This window comes from Luteibacter sp. (assembly GCF_036500425.1).
In the GTDB taxonomy this organism is placed as follows: Bacteria; Pseudomonadota; Gammaproteobacteria; order Xanthomonadales; family Rhodanobacteraceae; genus Luteibacter.
The window spans coordinates 1-18,185 of record NZ_DASYCB010000022.1 but is presented as its reverse complement, the minus strand read 5'-3'; the positions used below and the strand labels follow the sequence as shown (position 1 = coordinate 18,185).

Sequence of the window (18,185 nt, the reverse complement as noted above, 5' to 3'; positions counted from 1 at the left end):
GGTATTCGCTCGGCGACCGGCCACAGCGTAGTCGCCGGCGGAGAAAGGCAACGGCGCCGACGCGAGCTCGTTCTTATCGCTTTCGCTCACAGATGAGGTCTCCGGGCGAGCGTAGGGCTGGAGATGCGCCAGCCGTACTGCCTGATGCCGATCCTACGCCGATCGGCGCCCCAAGGCGGGATAATTCGTAATTATCCCGCCTTGATTTATCTACCGTGATGGCACTTGACTGCATACTAAATGGTACGTATATACGTAGTACGTACTACGGTACGATAAATCACTGAGGGCAAGTCATGGCACGCGGTCGAGTCTATAAATCCGAGGTCAAAGTCGCGCGTGACACGCTCTTGCTTCAGGGTACGAACCCCTCGCTGGACGCCGTCCGGATCGCGTTGGGCAATACCGGCTCGAAGACGACGATCCACCGGCTGATGAAGGAGCTGGAGGCCGAAGAGGTCAGCGCGGCGGAACTCGCAGGCGAAGCGGTCAGCGACGTGCTCCAGGCCCTGGTGGGGCAGCTCGCCGCCCAATTGCGCCACGAGGCTGAGGCGACCGTCGCGGCCGGGCAGACCCGAGCCGACAGCCAGGTGGCCGCCGCCCAGGCCGAGGCGACCTCGCTGACTCGGCAAACGCGCGAGGCAAGCGACCAGATTCAGCGCTTGCAGACGACCTTGGACGCCGCCCGACAGACGCTCGCGGCGACCGAACAAGCCCTGCGGGAACGGGATACCGTGATCGTTGGCCTGCAGGAGCGCCTGGCCGGCCTCGAACGCCAATTGGGCGAGCGCGAGGCTCATCTGATCTCGGTCGAAACCAAACACCAGCAGGCGCGTGACGCCCTGGACCATTTCCGGCTGGCCTCCAAAGAGCAGCGCGAGATCGAAGCGCGGCAACACGAACAGGCGGTGCAAGCCCTTCAGGTGGAACTGCGCCGGGCCACGGACAGCGTGGCGACGAAGAACGACGAGCTCCTCACGCTCAATCGAGACAATGCCCGATTGACCGAGCAGGCTGGGCAGCACGACAAAGAGCTGCGGGAAGCGCGCCGGGCGTTGCTTGCAGCGCAGGAGCGCGCCGCCGGCACAGAGGCCTTACGTCAGGCCAATCAGGCGCTCGAGCAGCGCGTCAGTCAGGTCACCGCGGACCTGGAAGCGATGCGCCGCGAACAGACGATGGCGCACATGCAATGGGATGCCGAACGCAGCGCGTTGGCGGACGCCCTGCGAGAAGCCAGAGCGCAGGGCGAACGCTGGGGAACAATTGAGGCCTTGCTATCGAGTCTTCAGCCATTCCCGCAGACGGGGACCGCGCCGTCGACCTAAGCCGTCGACCTAATATGATCGGTGTTCGAAGCCCTCCCATCCTCGCGGGATACATCGATGCCAGGGAAGCGATCATCTGTGGACCTTGCCGCATAGTGTCTATCTAGACGGGCATGAAGTAACCGTTGACCCATCGCGGCTCGAAAACGTCGATGAAATTGAGCGCTATGGGCAATCCTCAGCAGATGTTCGATAAGCGGAGGTAGAGGGTGATTAGTGCCGCCACGCTAAATCGTTTGTTGACGCGTGCAGCTGAAGACAATCATCAGGAGCCGGCTTTTTTTCGTGCTCTGCTTGATGCCAAGGTGTACGCCCACGCCGATTACCGATCCGGTATCGCGGCGTCTTCGCTTCATCCAGTTCAACCATCCAGAGACCGGGCAGCTCATTCTTCCTTTTTTCACCGATGAAGCTAAAGCTCGTGCAGCGGTCGGAACGTCACCTCGCGTCATTTCCTTGCGTGGTCGCGTGTTTCTCGAAGCGACCCTGGGCGCCACGCTCATGCTCAATCCCAACGACGAGCATGGCACGTTCTATTCCGAGGAGATCGAAGCACTCTTGCGTACCGGGCGCATGCCTCGGTTCGCGAAGGTTACCGTCACGGAAGGGAGCGAGCCCCTGATCGGCCTGTCTACACCAGCGCCCGCCTGGCTCATGGATATTTTGACGACCGCCTTGGCAGGAATGTCGTTCGTTGAGGTTGCCTACATGGCCAGCATGCATGCTCTCGATGGAAAGGGGGCCAGCAGAACTTTGTTGGCTCTGGGCACGGAAGACGGACTGGGCGAGCGAGCAATTCACGCCATCATTCCCGCCGCACAGCCTGCGTGCCGAGAGCACCAGTTCGCCCTGGATATCGTGCATTTCGTCGAGCCAGGGCAGCGTCCATCGTGGGTGACGTGGGCCCGCTTTTTCGACACAGCTCATAACTAGAGGTAAGGTCGCTTCACCCACCGGCCCGATCGGGCCCCGGAGGAGCGATGAAGAAGTCGCGGTTTACCGAAGAACAGGTCATCTACGCGCTACGCCTGGCCGAGTCCGGAACGCTGGTCACGGATGTCTGTCGACAGATGGGCATCAGCGAAGCCACCTTCTACGTTTGGAAGAAGAAGTATGCCAGCCTCGGCGTTGCTGAGCTTCGTCAGTTGCGTCAGCTGCAGGACGAGAACGGTCGCCTGAAGCGCCTGGTGGCCGACCTGACCCTGGACAAGCAGATCCTTTCGGAAGTCATTCGAAAAAAAAATCTGAGGCCAGTTCGCCGCCGGGAGATTGCCGATTGGATCCACGAGCAATTTCAGGTGATCGCCCGACGTGCATGCGGATTGGCCGGCATACAGCGAGCGACCTGGTACTACAAGAGCCAGGCGAAGGATCAGTCGGCGCTACGCATGCGTATTCGCGATCTGGCCCAAGCCCGACCTCGCTTTGGCTATGAGCGCATCACGGTGATGCTGCGCCGTGAGGGTTGGGTCGTCGGCCGCAAGCGCGTGCATCGCCTGTATTGCCTGGAAGGTCTGCAGCTTCGCATGCGCCGTCGTCGGCGCAAGGTCATCAGCTTGCATCGGGGGCCCACGCCCCTCCCGACCGGTGACCACCAGTACTGGGCGATGGACTTCGTCTACGACCAGCTCGTCAACGGCCGTCCCTTCCGCGTGCTGACCGTCGTTGATAAGTGGAGCCGCGAGAGTATCCTGCTAGAGGCCGATTTTTCACTCGGCGGCCAACGCCTTATCGACGCGTTCGAACGGCTTGGTCCAGCTCATCCGCTGCCTCGGGCGATCACCGTGGACCACGGCACCGAATTCACTTGCAAGCTCGTTGACGAATGGACGTATAACCACGGCATTCAACTGGATTTCATTCGCCCCGGGCGGCCCACGGAGAACGGCATGATCGAGTCCTTCAACGGACGTCTACGCGACGAATGCCTCAACGTCCAGGCGTTTGAATCGATCGACGATGCTCGGCAGAAGTTGGAAGCCTGGCGGATCGATTACAACCAGCACCGACCCCAGGGATCGCTCGGCCATCTGGCCCCGAGCGAGTTCTTGAAGAAAGGTCAGCGAGCAGCCCCAGAAGTGGCCTGAATCTAGTTCTGAAGTGTCTTAAAAACGGTACGACGTCAATTGCCCGGCAACTTCGGTTTATGTCTGGAGTAAGTTTACAGGGGGTCGACACGGGTGGCTGGGGACGCCTGGATCTCTACCAAGAGCTGAATTCGACCACCCGTGACCGAGTGCGATGCCGAATGTCTCAATGCATTGCAAAGTTTCTAACCCTGCTAGGTTGCGGGTTCTAGTCGCACAATGTGCCGTAAGAGAAATTGTTCAGCGGAGGCTTTTAGAATGACCGACGACGAAAAGGCGATCCGGCAAGTTGTTGAGACTTGGATGACAGCTGGCAAGACTGGAGACCTCGCAACCGTCCTTGCATTGATGACCGACGATGTGGTGTTCTCGGTGCCTGGACAGGAGCCATTCGGCAAGGAGGCTTTTGCTACGGCCTCAGCAAGCATGGGCGACACCCGGATAGAGGGCATGAACCAGATCCTCGAACTGGAGGTTCTTGGAAGCTGGGCATTCATCCGCAATCGCATTGACATGACGGCTACGCCGTCCGGCAGTGATCCCATTCGTCGTTCGGGATACACGCTCACACTTTTGCGCAAAGAATCCGATGGAAAGTGGCGGGTTGCACGCGACGCTAATCTTCTGACGACGCAAAACTGACACTGCCCTCGGGCCTCGATGACGCGCTGGCGCGGGGTGCAGCCGACGTCCCCGCGCCCGCCAGAAAGCGTTGTGACGAAGATTCGTTAAACATGGCGGGCACCTGTAGACAGCATGTATGTTCAATGACGGGTGCTTAGCTAGTCGCGAGTATGACGGCCGCCTTCAGTTCGTCCATCCCGAACGGTTTCACGAGCTTCTGCGCACCGGGAAGGGCTTCGTCGGATCCTTCGGAGGGATCGGAGAGCAGGACTAACATTCCCATCTTGTCGTTCGCATGACGGGCCTCAAGGAGATACGCCCCCCCTAGGTCTTCGCCTGGCGCGGGGACAGCCACCACCCCGAGGCTGACCATTCCATGCGTCTTCGCGTGGTGGGCGCCGCCAGCATGCGTGGCAGACACAGCCACCTCGTAGCCCATCCGTCGAAGGGTGTCCGCCACCATGTCAGCCACTAGGGGCTTCGGCTCGATGACAACGGCGAACGGCAGGTTATTGCGGGACATCGCAGTTCCCATGGGCGTAGGTGAGCCTTCACCATACGCCCTTCAGCTGCGGCTGCCCTCCGGAACACCATCTTCACGCGATCTTCTCACGGTACCACTAGCCTTAGGCCGTCTTTGCGAGACGACCGGCAGCCTGCCCCTCGACGTATCGCGGTGGGACTATTTATGACCGATCGACCGGACGTCTACGAAACGACGTCGACCAACATCAACCTCGAAGACGCCTACAACGTAATGTTGTGGGGCCTCGTACTTGGCGTTACATCGCAAACTATTACGGCGGCAACCCTGGCAGTGGGTGCCGATGCGCATAAGGTGCAGGCGTACCTTTGCCTGGCGCGGCTGACAGTGGCGTAAAGCTCCACTTGGGTGAAAGCCGTGACCGACTGCTGACGGCGATGCCTCTATTCCCTCACGAGTCGAGGCCGAGGATTGGTCTCCCAACAGGAGAGCAGTGATGAGCAATAACGACCATCGAATAACCCAGCATTCCTCCACCGGCGTCGCTGGTTCGTGCCGCAAATCTCCGCCAGGACAGGCTCGGCAAGAGCCAAGGCGACGAGAGAGGCCAGCAGAGCCCCGACAAGGGCGGCCAGCGGTAATTGATGAGTTCCCTTCCGGCCCGCAGGGTCAGTCGGCGACCGAGCCCGGAGCAGACATCGGTCGCCGACTTTTTTGTTCCTAAGGACTCACAACGCGGGAGCCCAAAGTTGCTGAAGATCGCTCGTAAGGTGTGATATTGTGAGTGCGGGCCATGGCTAGGCGGCAGGGAGCTTGACTTGCCATACCATTCACGCCTTCCTCGTGAGAATCGGCTTCGGTTCCCTGCAAGGAGTCGACCATGCCCGAGAAACAAACGAAGGCGAAAGCCCAGGCTGCCAAGAAAGCAGGCAAAGCTTCCAGCACCCAAGCCGGGGCTTACGTCCACGAAGAAATCGAGCACGTCCGCGAAGGCAAGCACGGCGCCAAATCTACCAAGCAAGCCATCGCTATCGGCCTGTCCAAAGCAAGGCGTGCGGGCGTCAAGGCGCCGGTCAAGAAAACGGCGACGAAGGCCACCCGAAAGAAAGCGGCTCAAGACAGTGCTGCGTCTCATCGTAAGGGTGCCGCAAAAAAGGCCTCGACGAAGCGTTCGGCAGCAACGAAAAAGGTCCTCAAGCGTGAGGGCACGGCAGCAGCGAGCAAGTTAGCTTTATCACGGCAAGGCAAGGCCGCTGCACGCAAGCGGCCCGCGGCATCGAGGAGTGCGGCAGCAAAGAAAGCCGCTCAGACAAAAGGCGTGGCTGGACGTAAGTCAGCTGCCAAGAAGGCGGCCAAGACGCGCGCGAGCTGACAGCTGGTGTCTTGCGGCAGCACGCCCTGAGTCAGCGTCTGGCGCTAGTTGCACATGTCGCGCGCGATACGTCGAAAAGAATCCATGCCGGCATTGTCCGGCCACGTGATCTCATGCGAAGCGACTTTAGGCTACTGCCCCTTGACGCGGGGTGCCGGGTACGGGAAGTGCAGCCCCACTTGCAGCAACGCGAGAATCGACAGTACCCGAGCGATTGCGCGGCATCCACGATATCGGACCGTATAGGTATATATCTGCAAATCTAAGCTAATTGCCTTAGTCTTAGGTATATCTATTTAGTATCGGCGAGAGACCATGGGGCCCAACTGGACTGCCCCGGAGAAGACGGCACTTTCAGCCTATGATTGGAGTTACTGGGACTTAGTGGGCGCGTGATTCGCGAATCAATGACCGCTTTACAACAAGACTTGCCGTGTCCTCGCAAGAAATTGATGAATCTCGCCCTCGGCCCGGGTGTCGATCATATACACCGGGCGTTTCCCGTTCGGGCAAAGCAATCGTGGCGTGGTGCCAAACAAGCGGCAAATCAGCGGACGTTCGCCATAGACCTCACAGCCATGCTTGCCCAGGTACGGACAATTCAGTTCGGACAATGCGGCCGCATGTTCGGCCTCAGTCTTGGTTGGCAGTCTTGCCACTTCTTCTGAGGATGCGGTCACTGGTCCACAACAATCATGGCAACCCACGATGCAGGTGAACGAGGGGATGCGCTGACGCAACGCGTCGATTGTTCGGTCATTCGGGGTCATGGGCTTCCCGTGCTGTTTCCGGCCCGGTGGATAACGCCCGAACGCTCAATTGTCGGGATAGTGCCAGCGCGGCCTCGTAGTTGTCGACGAAGTACAGCTCACCCTCGTGGGGATGAAGCGCCATCGCCCGGATCACCCGCTGCGGCTGCGGTTGAAGGCCTGATATGACGAGGACGATGCTCCGTCGACGACAGCGCTCCAGCAAGGTCTTCAAGGCGTGCACGCCACTGGCATCGATGATGGGCACCAGCCGCATGCGGAGAATGAAGACGCTGGGTGCCTTCGTAAACTGATCGAGCAAATCGTCCAGCCGATTGGCCGCACCGAAGAACAACGGGCCGCTGATCTGGAATGCTTCGACACCTGGCGGCAGCCTGGCACGTTGTGAAGTGTCGTCGCCCAAGGGGTGATCGTCACCCGTTTCGTCCAACTGCCCGACGCCTGCGCTGACTTCAACAGCCTCTGCCATGCGGAACATGAAGACGAAAGCCGACACGACCAGTCCGACCTCGATCGCTACCGTGAGATTGAAAAATACCGTCAGGCCGAAAGTCAGCAGAAGTACCAGTCCGTCGCCTTTGGGTGCCGACAAGGTGTGGCGAAAATGCTCGATCTCGCTCATGTTCCATGCCACCACGAGCAAGGTGGCGGCGAGAGCGGCGAGTGGAACGAACTTAAGCAGCGGCGCCAGAACCAGCATGAACACCAGCAGCAGGGCTGCGTGGATCATGCCAGCCAGCGGCGTCCTGCCGCCTGCACGTATGTTCGTCGCTGTGCGCGCAATGGCACCGGTGGCGGGAAGACCGCCGAATAAGGCGGCGCCGACGTTGGCGATGCCTTGTGCCACCAGTTCGCCATTGGAGCGATGTCGTCCCCCCGTCATGCCATCCGCCACCACGGCCGATAGCAGCGATTCCACACCCGCGAGGAAGGCGATGGTGAACGCACTGGGCAATAGCTCGCGCGTGCGCTCGAACGGAATATGGGGAACATCGAAACTCGGCAGGCTCGAGGGCAACCCACCGAACCGGCTGCCAATCGTCTCCGCGGGCAAGGCGAAGCCCACGCTCAGCGCCGTGCAGACCAGCAAGGCGATCAGGAAGCCGGGCCAGCCCGGCCGCCAGCGGCGAGTCGCCAGGATGACGACGAGACTGACCAGCGTGAGCACCGCGGCCGCCGGTTGCGTGGTCGGAAGCTGGTGTACATACGCGATCCACCGCCCGAGGAAGTCGGCGGGCACGGTGGCCATGGTCAGCCCGAGAGCGTCCTTGACCTGGCTGGAAAAGATGCTGACGGCTATCCCGGCCGTGAATCCCGTGATGACCGGCTGGGGCATGTACTTCATCAGGGTGCCCAAACGTAAGAGCCCGGCACCGATCAGCATCAGGCCGGCGAGAAGCGTGCACAGGATCAGGCCGCCGAAGCCGAATTTCTGGATGACAACGAACACCACCGGAATGAACGCCGCGGTCGGCCCGCCAATCTGGACGCGCGAGCCCCCCAGTGCGGAGATCAGGAAACCCGCGACGATGGCCGTGTACAGCCCTTTTTCCGGGGTGGTGCCGCTGGCGATCGCCAGCGCCATGGCCAACGGTAACGCCACGATGGCAACGGTCAGCCCCGCGATCGCATCGCCACGCAGGTCGCGCCATCCGTAGCCTTCGGACAACACGGTGTACAGCTTCGGCACATACAGTCGCAGGTACTTGCGAGCGTTAATCACGTCCATCTTCCCCTGGAGCGAAAGCAAACGGGATGATAATAGTATTATCATAAAGTACGTATCTAATGTGACTCAGGATAATCCTGTATGCCCACCGAGAACCGTACGGCCCGCCTGACCATCCTGATCGACCCGCGCAAGAAGGCGGTCTTCGAACAACTGTGCGCGGACGCGGACACGACCCCGTCCCAGGTCGTGCGGAGCCTCATCCGGGAGTACATCGAGCGCGTCTCGGGACGGCCATGGCATGCGGAGGACGAGGTCGCGCCCGGTGGCGTCCCCGAGGAACAAGGGAGTCGTCGTGTCAGCCGTCGGTAAGCCCGGCGCGGTCGCGCCTCGGTCGGCGGCGACGACCAGCAAAAGCACGTCGCCGTCGATGGTCGGATTACGACCGGAGCAGGTGGCGTTTCTGGGCGAGTACATGGCGAGTAGCGAAGACAAGCACGTGTTCGTGCAGGTTCTGTGCTGGCCCACCGTTCCGACGGCGTGGGCCACGCTGACACAGACAGCCACCAGCTTGCGGGAACTGCGCGGTGGCGCCATGGCGCTCTCCAGTCCCCCCAAGGGTGGTACGTCCTGGGTTCACGACGTGGCACCCCAACTGGGTTCGCCACTTGAGCGTGATTCTGGCGCGGCGGAAAGTACATTGGCGGCGTTGATCCGTCGCCTTCCGGTGCGCTTTTCGGTCGCCGTCGTCGAGTACGAGGCGCGCCCGCTCCCGGGGGCCGATGCATTGCGTTATCGCTCTCTGTTCGCCGGCTGTCTGACCGCCTATAGCGGCTTCCTCAAGAGCACGAGTCAGGCAGCATGTTGTCTTCTGATTGCACCGAGCAGGGGGGCATTGCAGAACGATGCGCAGTTGAAGGTTTATCGTGAAGCCTTGCCACATCTGGATAGTGCTGCCCGACTTGGCCCGCTGGAACTGACGTTTTGGTCGGAGGCTACTGACCCCCTGGCATTGGAGATGACCCAATTGGCCGCCGCTGCCGTGGGTCGGCACATCCTGCAGCCGGACCAGCCGAACCCGCTTTTCGAAACAGTTCGCGCTCAGCTGGCGCCGCCGTCCCGTTTTCATGCGCTGGGTCGTCAACGACAGCGCAAGTAAGTGCGTAGAGTGACAGACGAGATGCGCCGAAGGTGATCACCGCGCCATGACGAAGGCATGCGAGGGGAGGGTATGACGATACTGATCGTTGACGATGACATGGCATTTCGTGATGCGTTGGAGCGCGATTTACGACGTACCGGATATGGGGTGTGTGCCGCGGCCGGTTTGGCCTCAGCGCTTGAGGCGCTGTTGCAGGCGACCCACCGCATCGCTCTGGTCAATGCCCATCTCCCCTACGGCGAAACTCGGCAGATTGTCGCCGTGCTACGTCGCTGCGCGATTCCCGTGGTGCTGCTGGTCGAGCGCGACGCGGAGTCAGGTGAACCCCGTGCCAACGATACGGAAGGCGACCGGGTGTTGATCAAACCCACTGGCCTGGTCGAGCTGCAACGGTGCATGGAGCAGCTCTTGATGCGACCGATCTGACGCAGACTGGTACGCCCCCGCTTTCGTAGACGGTCAGCTGCTGGATTTTGAGTTAGCCGCCTCAAACATCATTGGCGCAAGGCCACCCAGATGTCCATGGCGGCGTTGCCGGTTGTAGAAAACCTCGATGTAGTCGAATACGTCGCTGCGCGCTTCCTCGCGACTGCCATAGACGCGGCCTCGCACGCGCTCCTTCTTTAGACTGCTGAAGAACAGACTGCTGAAGAACGACTCCGCCACCGAGTTATCCCAGCAGTTGCCGCGCCGGCTGCGGCCCGCGACCACGCTGGTTCACGCGACACGCTCGGACAGTTGGTCCAGCGTAATCCCCAGATGTTCCCACCGCCGCTCGACACAGTGGTGACCAAAGCGTGGGGTTACACCTCCAACTTTGGCCGTCACCTAGTCGAGGGCAGTCCACCATCGTTCGATGATGCTGAACTCATGGTGGGCCTCAGCGCGGTACTGTGCCGGTATCTTGCCCGGAAAAAATAGCTCGCCGCGTAGCCCGTTGATGTCGTTGCCTCCAAATCTCGCGAACAATGATTCGCCGCGAGAGTGCTAAGGACGTAACTGATGGAGCGTGAAGAGGTGAGGCCTGGTCTGCGCGTGCAGATCACGCATAAGACAAAGTACGGTGGCCATCGTTGGCTTGCGCCTGCGCAGGTGCTCAGTGTAGTACACCCCGATTTGGGAACCCCCAATATACGGATCATGTTTCTCGACGGAGCTGCAGATGTCTTCCACAGCGTCGATCCAGCCGATCTCGACTTTGAGTGACTTGCTCTGCGCCACGCGCGCTCAAGGGACTACTGCACACAAGGCAGTAGCCCGCACCGCCGTCGCGCGGCCGAACCGTACGCTTCATCCTGGGGGATGCGAGTAGCTCACGGCTCGAGAAGAACCCCAGTGCAGACAGGTGCTTATGCTGCAAGTGGCGCCTTTTTCCCGAATTCTCGGCCGACCCTCATAATGCCCTTAGTCAAAGTTTACATAATATACATTATGCGTATCCTTGGTACTTTCACAGGTGTTGCGCAAGGCGCCGGCCTGTTTGGCAAATGACCAATCACTAAGCTAGCTTTTGGCCCTCCTCAGCGTTGCGGGCTGACAGCAGATGTATAAACGGCTCCGGACCAATGCCTTACCAGCGACACTCCGCCAGGGGGTCCTCGTCGACCACGCGGGCGTGCCTCGATTCTGGGCAACTGTATGGGCCACGTTGAGGCTTAGCGATGCCGCCAGCTCTAGCGAAGAACGAAAGCTTCGCTTCCTAGACAGCCTCTACTGTCACGCCGACAGCATGATGGGCTGCGGGGCCCTCGACGCGGCCATCCATCGGATTGACGTCGCAAGCCTCGCATCGATCCTTGAGTCGTGGTTCGTTTCCATCGTCAACAGGAGCTCCTCGAGACTGAACGACGAAGCTAGGTGGCGTGTCGGCTTCGGCTTTGTCTCAGACACTGTAACGTGGCTATCGAAGTCGTCCCCACCTGGCCACGATCTGCGGAACATCGAAAGGCGACTTCACCGGCTGACACATCTGTACAAGCAGCTCCACGTTGCCAGGTCGCGTCAGCCGACGATGATCAGATCATTACCAGCCAGCGTTGTCGAGTCGCTTTACGTTTTGCTTGACCCTGCTGCCGCCGCCAACCCGTTCCGAAGTGAACGAACTCGCTGGATAGTCTTCGTAGGCTTCCTACTTTTGCTTCACCAAGGCCTTCGAAGAGGCGAGCTGCTCCAACTTCCTGCGGATGCCGTGCGCTCGGCGTATGACTCACGCCAAGACCGTGATCGCTTCTGGATAAACATCCAAACGAACCCGTACGAGGATGCCTCGCTTGATCCTAGGTCGAGTCGACCTGGGATAAAAACTGCAGAATCTATACGACAGCTTCCCCTAAGCAAGACCATGGCAAACCTGGTTGAGTCCTACGTCGATAATTACCGCGGACGTCCGAGCCATTCCTATCTCTTCAATTCACAAAGACAGTTGCCTCTGTCAACTGAGTCCTTGACCAAGTTTTTCGCAAAGATATCGGAGTCGCTTCCAAAATCTGCTCTTGACGATCTCAGTGCCCGAAACGGTCGTAACACTATTACTCCGCACGACCTTCGGCACACCTGTGCTGTCATACGCCTAAATCAATTACTTGCCAATGGTGACCACATGGATCTCGCAACCCAGAAATTGCGGGCCTTCTTTGGTTGGTCACGGGAGTCAATGATGCCGATGCGCTATGCGTCGGCCGTTTTTGAAGATCGCCTTTCTAGCGTCTGGTCAGCAGAGTTCGATAGCCAGGTAGAAATTCTTCGCAACCTTCGAAATCTTTGAGCCGAACAAGGAGGAGTCGTGAAGAAACATCTGATTCTGAACGAAGAGAATTCGGATCGCCTTAGGACGGAAGTTCTATCTAGGCTCCCGCCCATCCCCGCCGTGATCAAGTACTACGACGAGTTTACGGAACGATATCATTCGATCGAGAAAGTCTCCGAACGCGAGGATCTGGATCTTACGTACGGCGGCTTCGATATGACGCTCCGGCTTGCGTACGCAATATAGCGAGCTGGTGCAGAAGCTTGCTAACTAACTCGGAATTAGCCGGGGAGACACCCTCCGCAGAGATCAGTGCGTTCGCAATCGCGCCGCGACACTCCGCAATCAGGGCTCGCGCGATTTCAAGATCTATAGCATTCGTCTCGGGAGGATTCATATGGGCAGTTTGAGGCCAGACGCTGTACTTTCACCACGAAACTGGACTGTCATGACGGGACAAGATGCAAACGACGCGTGGTGGTGGATCTTGCTTGAGGGGAACTCCCTCATCGACGGTGGATCGGGGTTTCTCGATTTCTCATCTGGTGAGCTTGCAGCGGATGCTGCGCTCCGAGTATGGGAGCGCCCCGCACCAAAAACCATCCCCTGAGTAGGCGCCGATAATGGCATCCTGACCATGGCGGCAGAGAGTGAGCCCTTGGCCCTGTTCGGCGCCGACAGTTGCAGCCGTCGCCAAGGCTCGGGCGGAACAGACCTAGGTTTAGCGTGCAGCGCGAAGGCCACACAGGTTATTAGGGCGTCGGCCCCCAAACGGAGGGAGGACGCGCAGGCGCGTTCGGCATAGGATGCGTTGCAATGAACGCCCCCGATACCGCCGTACATCTGGATGCCATGCGAGCGGAGGGCTCAGCCCTCGGCCATGCCTTACGCGACCATGACATGACGGAAATCCGTTTTCGGGCCCGCTGCCTCCATGCCATCGCCGATCAGCTCGCCCTTGCCCCAGTCCTGATGGCGGCGACCATGCTGGTAGAGTGCCTCGGCCCCGACGGCACCGCGCCCGCACACGACTATGGTGATGCGTTGTTCGCCCTCTCCGATGCGATAGAAAGTGCCACCCGATCGCTACGCTGATCTGCAGATGACTCGCACGCCACGAGCGGCTACTCCAACCTTTCTGGCGGGCGCCTAGTCGCCGCAGTCATCCGGCTCCGGGCGGACCACGAAGCATAAGGCAATGGCCCCTCTTCCGGGCCCTCTTGAGGGTCGGCCGAGAATTGGTAAAAAAGCCCAATAGGATCAGTGTGCGATCACGCCGGGTACGAAGCCCCGTGACGGTGTCACCACAGGCATCGGCCGCGGCCACGGCGGTGCCCAACTGGATCGCGACAACCCGGGCTGGTACCAGGGGCCACCGCGTCCGGAGTGCGATTTCATTGCCCTGCCTAGGACGTCGGTAGAGGACGTTCGGATCCGCGCCGTTGAACGAGGCCTGCCAGACGATTCCGAGGTTTTTTCGATATTTATCAAGCAGAACAATTCATTGCGGCGTATTTGGCCATAAATTGCAGCTTCTCTGTCATTGGGCCAAATTGCCTGCGTCAAAACTAGCGATCCAAATTTAAGTTGCGTTTATTTCGGTTATTGCGTTTACGTGGCTGTGGCTGCAAGATGCTCTTATTCCGGAGAGGCAAAAAAAACCTCGTCGGAAAACCGGGGCATGACGCTCCGTCGAGCTAGGAAACACAATAGGAGGCGTCATCATGGTCGCACTACGTAACACCGTCCCACCCAGCCCGCCGGCACCGCCGACGGCGCACGAGGCCGAACTGGCCCGCTCCAGTAGCCGCTTGCTGGCCGCTTGCCTCGGCCAAGGCGAGAGCGCCCGCCTGCGCGTCCACGACGGCAACGACGTCATTGAAGTGCCGGTCAGTGCCTTGCGTCTGCTGGTCGACATCCTGGCCAACATGGCCGAGGGTCGGGCCGTCGGCCTGATGCCGAAGAACGCCGAACTGACCACCCAGCAGGCCGCGGAGCTGCTGAATGTGTCGCGGCCTTTCCTGATCTCGCTCATTGAGAGTGGCCAGATCGAGTGCCACATGGTCGGCACGCATCGCCGCATCTACGCCCGCGACGTGATGGCGTATAAGGCCCGACGCGATGCCGAAGGCCGGGAAGCGATGGAGGCCCTGGCTGCTCAGGCTCAGGAATTGGGCATGGGCTACTGATGGCCTTCGTCGCCCTGTACGACGCCTGCGTGCTTTATCCCGCGCCGTTTCGGGATTTGCTGATCCACCTGGCCCGCACGGACACTTTCCGAGCCAGATGGACCGATCGCATTCACGACGAGTGGATTCGGTCGCTGCAGGCCAAGCGACCCGAGCTGACGGCCGACCGGCTCGCCCGCACGAGTCAGCTCATGGATCGCGCGGTGCCCGATTGCCTGGTCACGGGCTACGAAGACCTCGAGGCGGATCTGCAGCTGCCCGACGCCGACGATCGCCATGTCCTGGCTGCGGCCATCTGTGGGCGTGCCGACGTCATCGTGACGTACAACCTCAAGGATTTTCCGGTCGACGTGCTGCGCCCCAAAGGCATTGAGGCGCAGCATCCGGACGAGTTCGTTCGCCATTTGCTGGATCTGCATCCTGGTGCCGTCCTCGCGGCGGTGCGCGCGCAGCGGGAGTCCCTTAAAAACCCACCCCGCACTGCGAGAGAACTCTTGGATACCTTCCAAGAGTTGGGGCTGGTACTTACCGTGGCGGCGCTGGAGCAAGTGATCGAAGGACTGTAGAAGCCATGATTCGTCTTCACCAGGGATCCGGTTCCAGCGAGATCATTCTCGGCGAGCCCTTTTTGTCGCCGGACGCGTGGGTCCGCCTTAAGGCTACAGCAGTTCGCCTTCTACGAGCACGCAGCAGGAACACCGCAGCCGAGTTCCTTGAAACCGCGCCGTTTGAACTGCACGAGGGAACCAACTCTTGGAATGACAAGTTCGCGCTGCTCTATTTCGCGGCGCCCCTCGATGACTACGTGGCGCTGGGTGAGCGTGCGGCTAACAACGCCCTGGCCCCGGCCTGCCGAGGCATCGCCGAGACCATGGCGGAGCTGAAACAGCCAGTGCGATTTATCGTGATCGATCTGGATACCACGTCGTCACCGTTGCCCGTACGCACCGAAAGCCGTGGCAAGCAGCGGCGAGGTCGCAGGTGTCGATCGCGCCCACACCGCGTTGCATGGGTATTTGCGAGCTGTATGCCAGGACGCTAGCCTCGCCTTCGTAGCCGACGCAGATATCACGTCGCTCTTCAAACAGATTTGGCAGCAGCACCCCGCCATGCAGGACCGTGGCCCTAGAGGGGGCGATGTGGCGAAGGTCGGGAGGGCCCTGGCAGCCATGCTTGATGCGCTCAACCCGCTACGTAATCGGGCAACATTGGCCCACGCCAACGACTTGCTACTCCCGAACGCTGAAGCCATGCTAGTGATCAACGGTATTCGGACCGTGCTGCACTACCTCAACGCCAAGCTATCGCCGTGATGTCAGCGCCGCACCGATCTTGCCGAGCGTGCTTCTGCATTCCCTATCGCTTCAACTTGAATTGCAGGACATTCTCTGGCGTTGTCACTGGCAAAAGGTCCGCCACCGAGACCTCTAGTGCGGATGCGAGAATGTCGCGAGGGAGTCTCGAGTGGGCGGCAAAATCAGGCAGTGAAGTGCCTCCATCCTCAGCCAGGACGTGAGCTGTCTTCCGAAACAGTCGACTATCTTCGCGTTCTCGATCATCGCCTGGCTCAACACGCTGCCATCCACGTTGCCGCAACTGGATATTCAGGTAACGGCTCTGTGCTTCATCAACGAGACCGAGATCTCGCAGACGACGAATCATCGCGGCAACTGAGACCCCCCACTTCTTCTTCAGCGAGACTAATGCATCCAGAGAAACGCTATAGACCTCCCCGAGGAACGACTTCGCAGGGAGAAGAAAAGCGCCTGCAAACCGCCAGGCTTGCGATTCGACAACTTTGAACGTCTCCATGTCCAACTCGCCGTGATGATCGAGTTCACGATGAAGCACGAGATGACCAAGCTCATGGGCGACGTTTGCACGATCGCGCGCGTAGGTTGCCTTGTTCGATACGACGATCGCGGCGCGATCACCATACCAAGCAGACAGCCCGTCCATCCCGTCTTCTAAGGAGGCTCGAAGGAGTAGAACCGCCTGATTTTCGACAAGCAGCGAAACGTCCGAAATCGGTCCATCGCCCAACCCGAGTGAGCGGCGCGTTCGTGTCGCAATCTCCTCTATGTCGTCACCAGTCAGTGCCAGCACGTCGATTGCCTCGTCGAGTGCATAAAGGCGAGTCGGCTCGTAGTCGACGTATTCCTCAAACGCATCGAGCACCGCCGCGGCCATGTCAAGAATCGCAGACGCACGGTTTTGCTCGCGCAACACTTCGCGGGTGCGACGTTGCGATCGATAGTGGACCAGGGTGCGCGGCTGCCGTTCCGTGTTCCCTTTAGGGCGCAGGAAGAACTCCAAAGGGACCTGGAGCCTTTGACTGAGCTTCTCCAATGTCTCCGGCGAGGGCGCGCGGTCGTTATTCTCAAACAAACTCAAAGATTGGCGGGTCACGTCCACAGCTGCACCCAATTCCGCAAGGGTGAGACCTCGCAGGAATCGTGCTTGCTGCAAACGAGTGCCTTCGAACTTAGCCAGCATGGCGGTCCTGCTCGACGTTCCGATTCTTACGCTTGATCGTGTCGCGAAGCCGGTCGGTTACCTCCTCCACCTTCGCGTTATCTGGCGTTGAGAGCTCCAATAGCATTGGTGCAAGGTCGACAGAGCGCTGATCCCGATTGGGTATGTACAGTGCTGCAAACACGGGCATGGCAATACCGCCATGCTTCAGCTGTACATATGCGTGGCCAGTGTTTACATCGGCGTCCACGCCCTTGCCATCATCGGCAAATAGGTCACCGTTTCGGTCAGCCAGCGCGGCGCGACTTATGGCTTTGCGCACTGCACGCGACCCGGTCGCGCCGGCGTAGTGCGTTGTCACGATGACGTTCCCGGACTGCAGCTTCGTGAACGAGTGGTTCCGTGCTTGGTTCAGGCCCGTGTCGACGAAGAAGAGCTGCCCCTCCGCCGCCTTGTTTGCCAGCGCGTATTGGACGGCCAGGTTTCGCAAGTATCCGACTGTCATCATGCCAGGCATAAACTGAGCCAGCATGGGGGTGGCTTTAACCAGCGCCTGGAGGGCTCGATAGCCCAAGGGAATACCCTCGCCGAGCATGGTGAAATGCGCGTCTGATAGGCCGCAGCCCCTTAGCACGGATTCAACGTTCATCGGTTGACAAAACCTCGCTTGTGGCCCGAGTTGGCTGACATTTACTTTGTCAGCGATACTCGTAAAAATGATCGACTTTGTCAACTAGCGCCGCTCTTCCTGCCAAGTACGTCTCGTGCCGAGCCGGGCGAGGGCGCGTATCGCATGCGATATATCTGCGTAAGTATCTGACACAAATAGCGAATGTTGAACGCACTTACTGCAGGGGACGTCGCGGAGCTTCGCACGCCAGAAGTCTAGGGCTTTGGACACGTAGAGGCGCGCGGAGAACTGGCTGTCACCCCCCCATCCGAACGAACACGTCAGCAGCTTCCGCGAATACGCCGCGCCCGAATGGTACGGTGAAAAGCGACGGCGAAACCTTCAATTGGTCTATGCGCTCGACATGGCGTGGCCGTGCCACAAGCGACGCGAGCCGACCATGCTTGGCAGCGTCAGCTGCGTCTGTAATCTTCTCAAGGTCCGGGAACTCGGTTGTCCGGACGACGACATTATGCGTGTGTCCCACGAGACCATCTATCGCAGCCTGTTCGTCCAGAGCCGAGGAGTGCTTAAAAAGCAGCTGCTCGATCATCTGCGCACCAAACGCATGCTGCGCTACCCCCAAGCCCAGGGAAGGCACGGCAAGGGTCG

21 protein-coding genes and 2 pseudogenes are annotated in these 18,185 nt (G+C 59.8%); 17 read left to right on the top strand and 6 right to left on the bottom strand.

What is annotated here, in order from left to right; translation table 11 throughout:
• Positions 1–296: 296 nt before the first annotated feature.
• The 4 genes from VGN46_RS05490 (at position 297) to VGN46_RS05475 (ending at position 4,054) form a co-directional block, all read left to right on the top strand.
• On the top strand, positions 297–1,325 hold the full coding sequence (locus tag VGN46_RS05490) for a DNA-binding protein (RefSeq protein ID WP_331641472.1): 1,029 nt from the start codon (positions 297–299) through the stop codon (positions 1,323–1,325).
• 246 nt (positions 1,326–1,571) lie between these two features.
• On the top strand, positions 1,572–2,258 hold the full coding sequence (locus VGN46_RS05485; protein WP_331641470.1) for an SseB family protein: 687 nt from the start codon (positions 1,572–1,574) through the stop codon (positions 2,256–2,258).
• A 47-nt stretch (positions 2,259–2,305) separates the two neighbouring features.
• Positions 2,306–3,412 (top strand): IS3 family transposase, encoded by a 1,107-nt coding sequence (locus VGN46_RS05480; RefSeq protein ID WP_331641468.1) that lies wholly within the window; start codon positions 2,306–2,308, stop codon positions 3,410–3,412.
• Between the two features lie 258 nt (positions 3,413–3,670).
• On the top strand, positions 3,671–4,054 hold the full coding sequence (locus VGN46_RS05475; protein ID WP_331641466.1) for an SgcJ/EcaC family oxidoreductase: 384 nt from the start codon (positions 3,671–3,673) through the stop codon (positions 4,052–4,054).
• 136 nt (positions 4,055–4,190) lie between these two features.
• Here VGN46_RS05475 and VGN46_RS05470 read toward each other — a convergent pair whose 3' ends face one another.
• Complete coding sequence (locus VGN46_RS05470; protein ID WP_331641464.1) at positions 4,191–4,559, bottom strand: hypothetical protein; 369 nt, start codon at positions 4,557–4,559, stop codon at positions 4,191–4,193.
• A 165-nt stretch (positions 4,560–4,724) separates the two neighbouring features.
• On the opposite strand from VGN46_RS05470, the gene VGN46_RS05465 reads away from it, so the two are divergent.
• Together VGN46_RS05465 and VGN46_RS05460 are read left to right on the top strand one after the other, a co-directional pair.
• Positions 4,725–4,916 (top strand): DUF3606 domain-containing protein, encoded by a 192-nt coding sequence (locus tag VGN46_RS05465; protein ID WP_331641462.1) that lies wholly within the window; start codon positions 4,725–4,727, stop codon positions 4,914–4,916.
• 484 nt (positions 4,917–5,400) lie between these two features.
• Complete coding sequence (locus tag VGN46_RS05460; protein ID WP_331641460.1) at positions 5,401–5,892, top strand: DUF6496 domain-containing protein; 492 nt, start codon at positions 5,401–5,403, stop codon at positions 5,890–5,892.
• A gap of 416 nt (positions 5,893–6,308) precedes the next feature.
• On the opposite strand, the gene VGN46_RS05455 is transcribed toward VGN46_RS05460, so the two are convergent.
• Together VGN46_RS05455 and VGN46_RS05450 are read right to left on the bottom strand one after the other, a co-directional pair.
• Positions 6,309–6,662, bottom strand: a complete 354-nt coding sequence (locus VGN46_RS05455) for a YkgJ family cysteine cluster protein (protein WP_331641458.1) — start codon at positions 6,660–6,662, stop codon at positions 6,309–6,311.
• The gene (locus VGN46_RS05450) at positions 6,649–8,391 is read right to left on the bottom strand and encodes a SulP family inorganic anion transporter (protein WP_414675225.1); all 1,743 of its coding nucleotides are present in this window, start codon (positions 8,389–8,391) and stop codon (positions 6,649–6,651) included. The genes VGN46_RS05455 and VGN46_RS05450 overlap by 14 nt, the downstream gene beginning before the upstream one ends.
• Positions 8,392–8,472: 81 nt before the next feature.
• Between VGN46_RS05450 and VGN46_RS05445 the strand changes: the two genes are divergently transcribed.
• The 3 genes from VGN46_RS05445 to VGN46_RS05435 all read left to right on the top strand — a co-directional run bounded on the left by VGN46_RS05445 (position 8,473) and on the right by VGN46_RS05435 (position 9,919).
• Positions 8,473–8,703 carry a CopG family transcriptional regulator gene (locus VGN46_RS05445; RefSeq protein WP_331641454.1) on the top strand — a complete coding sequence of 77 codons (231 nt, stop codon included), beginning with the start codon at positions 8,473–8,475 and terminating at the stop codon, positions 8,701–8,703.
• Entirely contained in the window at positions 8,687–9,490 is an 804-nt protein-coding gene (locus VGN46_RS05440) for a hypothetical protein (protein WP_331641452.1), read from the top strand. The genes VGN46_RS05445 and VGN46_RS05440 overlap by 17 nt, the downstream gene beginning before the upstream one ends.
• A 72-nt stretch (positions 9,491–9,562) precedes the next feature.
• On the top strand, positions 9,563–9,919 hold the full coding sequence (locus VGN46_RS05435; protein WP_331641450.1) for a response regulator: 357 nt from the start codon (positions 9,563–9,565) through the stop codon (positions 9,917–9,919).
• 33 nt (positions 9,920–9,952) lie between these two features.
• Here VGN46_RS05435 and VGN46_RS05430 read toward each other — a convergent pair.
• Positions 9,953–10,189, bottom strand: a pseudogene (locus VGN46_RS05430) (IS3 family transposase); the annotation flags it as partial.
• Positions 10,190–10,495: 306 nt separating this feature from the next.
• On the opposite strand from VGN46_RS05430, the gene VGN46_RS05425 reads away from it, so the two are divergent.
• The 7 genes from VGN46_RS05425 (at position 10,496) to VGN46_RS05395 (ending at position 15,741) form a co-directional block, all read left to right on the top strand.
• Positions 10,496–10,699 (top strand): hypothetical protein, encoded by a 204-nt coding sequence (locus VGN46_RS05425; RefSeq protein ID WP_331641448.1) that lies wholly within the window; start codon positions 10,496–10,498, stop codon positions 10,697–10,699.
• 337 nt (positions 10,700–11,036) lie between these two features.
• On the top strand, positions 11,037–12,257 hold the full coding sequence (locus tag VGN46_RS05420; RefSeq protein WP_331641441.1) for a site-specific integrase: 1,221 nt from the start codon (positions 11,037–11,039) through the stop codon (positions 12,255–12,257).
• 798 nt (positions 12,258–13,055) lie between these two features.
• On the top strand, positions 13,056–13,334 hold the full coding sequence (locus VGN46_RS05415) for a hypothetical protein (RefSeq protein WP_331641438.1): 279 nt from the start codon (positions 13,056–13,058) through the stop codon (positions 13,332–13,334).
• 629 nt (positions 13,335–13,963) lie between these two features.
• Positions 13,964–14,428: a helix-turn-helix domain-containing protein gene (locus VGN46_RS05410; protein ID WP_331641436.1), complete on the top strand. Its 465-nt coding sequence runs from the start codon at positions 13,964–13,966 to the stop codon at positions 14,426–14,428.
• Entirely contained in the window at positions 14,428–14,994 is a 567-nt protein-coding gene (locus tag VGN46_RS05405; RefSeq protein WP_331641434.1) for a PIN domain-containing protein, read from the top strand. Before VGN46_RS05410 ends, VGN46_RS05405 begins: the two co-directional genes overlap by 1 nt.
• 5 nt (positions 14,995–14,999) lie before the next feature.
• A complete protein-coding gene (locus tag VGN46_RS05400; RefSeq protein WP_331641433.1) occupies positions 15,000–15,470 on the top strand; it encodes a hypothetical protein in 471 nt (156 codons plus the stop codon).
• Positions 15,471–15,537: 67 nt separating this feature from the next.
• Positions 15,538–15,741 carry an abortive infection family protein gene (locus VGN46_RS05395; RefSeq protein ID WP_331641431.1) on the top strand — a complete coding sequence of 68 codons (204 nt, stop codon included), beginning with the start codon at positions 15,538–15,540 and terminating at the stop codon, positions 15,739–15,741.
• A 43-nt stretch (positions 15,742–15,784) separates the two neighbouring features.
• On the opposite strand, the gene VGN46_RS05390 is transcribed toward VGN46_RS05395, so the two are convergent.
• Positions 15,785–16,924: an XRE family transcriptional regulator gene (locus VGN46_RS05390; RefSeq protein WP_331641429.1), complete on the bottom strand. Its 1,140-nt coding sequence runs from the start codon at positions 16,922–16,924 to the stop codon at positions 15,785–15,787.
• Positions 16,914–17,552 carry a hypothetical protein gene (locus VGN46_RS05385; RefSeq protein ID WP_331641427.1) on the bottom strand — a complete coding sequence of 213 codons (639 nt, stop codon included), beginning with the start codon at positions 17,550–17,552 and terminating at the stop codon, positions 16,914–16,916. Before VGN46_RS05385 ends, VGN46_RS05390 begins: the two co-directional genes overlap by 11 nt.
• A 478-nt stretch (positions 17,553–18,030) precedes the next feature.
• Between VGN46_RS05385 and VGN46_RS05380 the strand changes: the two are divergent.
• Positions 18,031–18,185: pseudogene (locus tag VGN46_RS05380) on the top strand (IS30 family transposase); the annotation flags it as partial.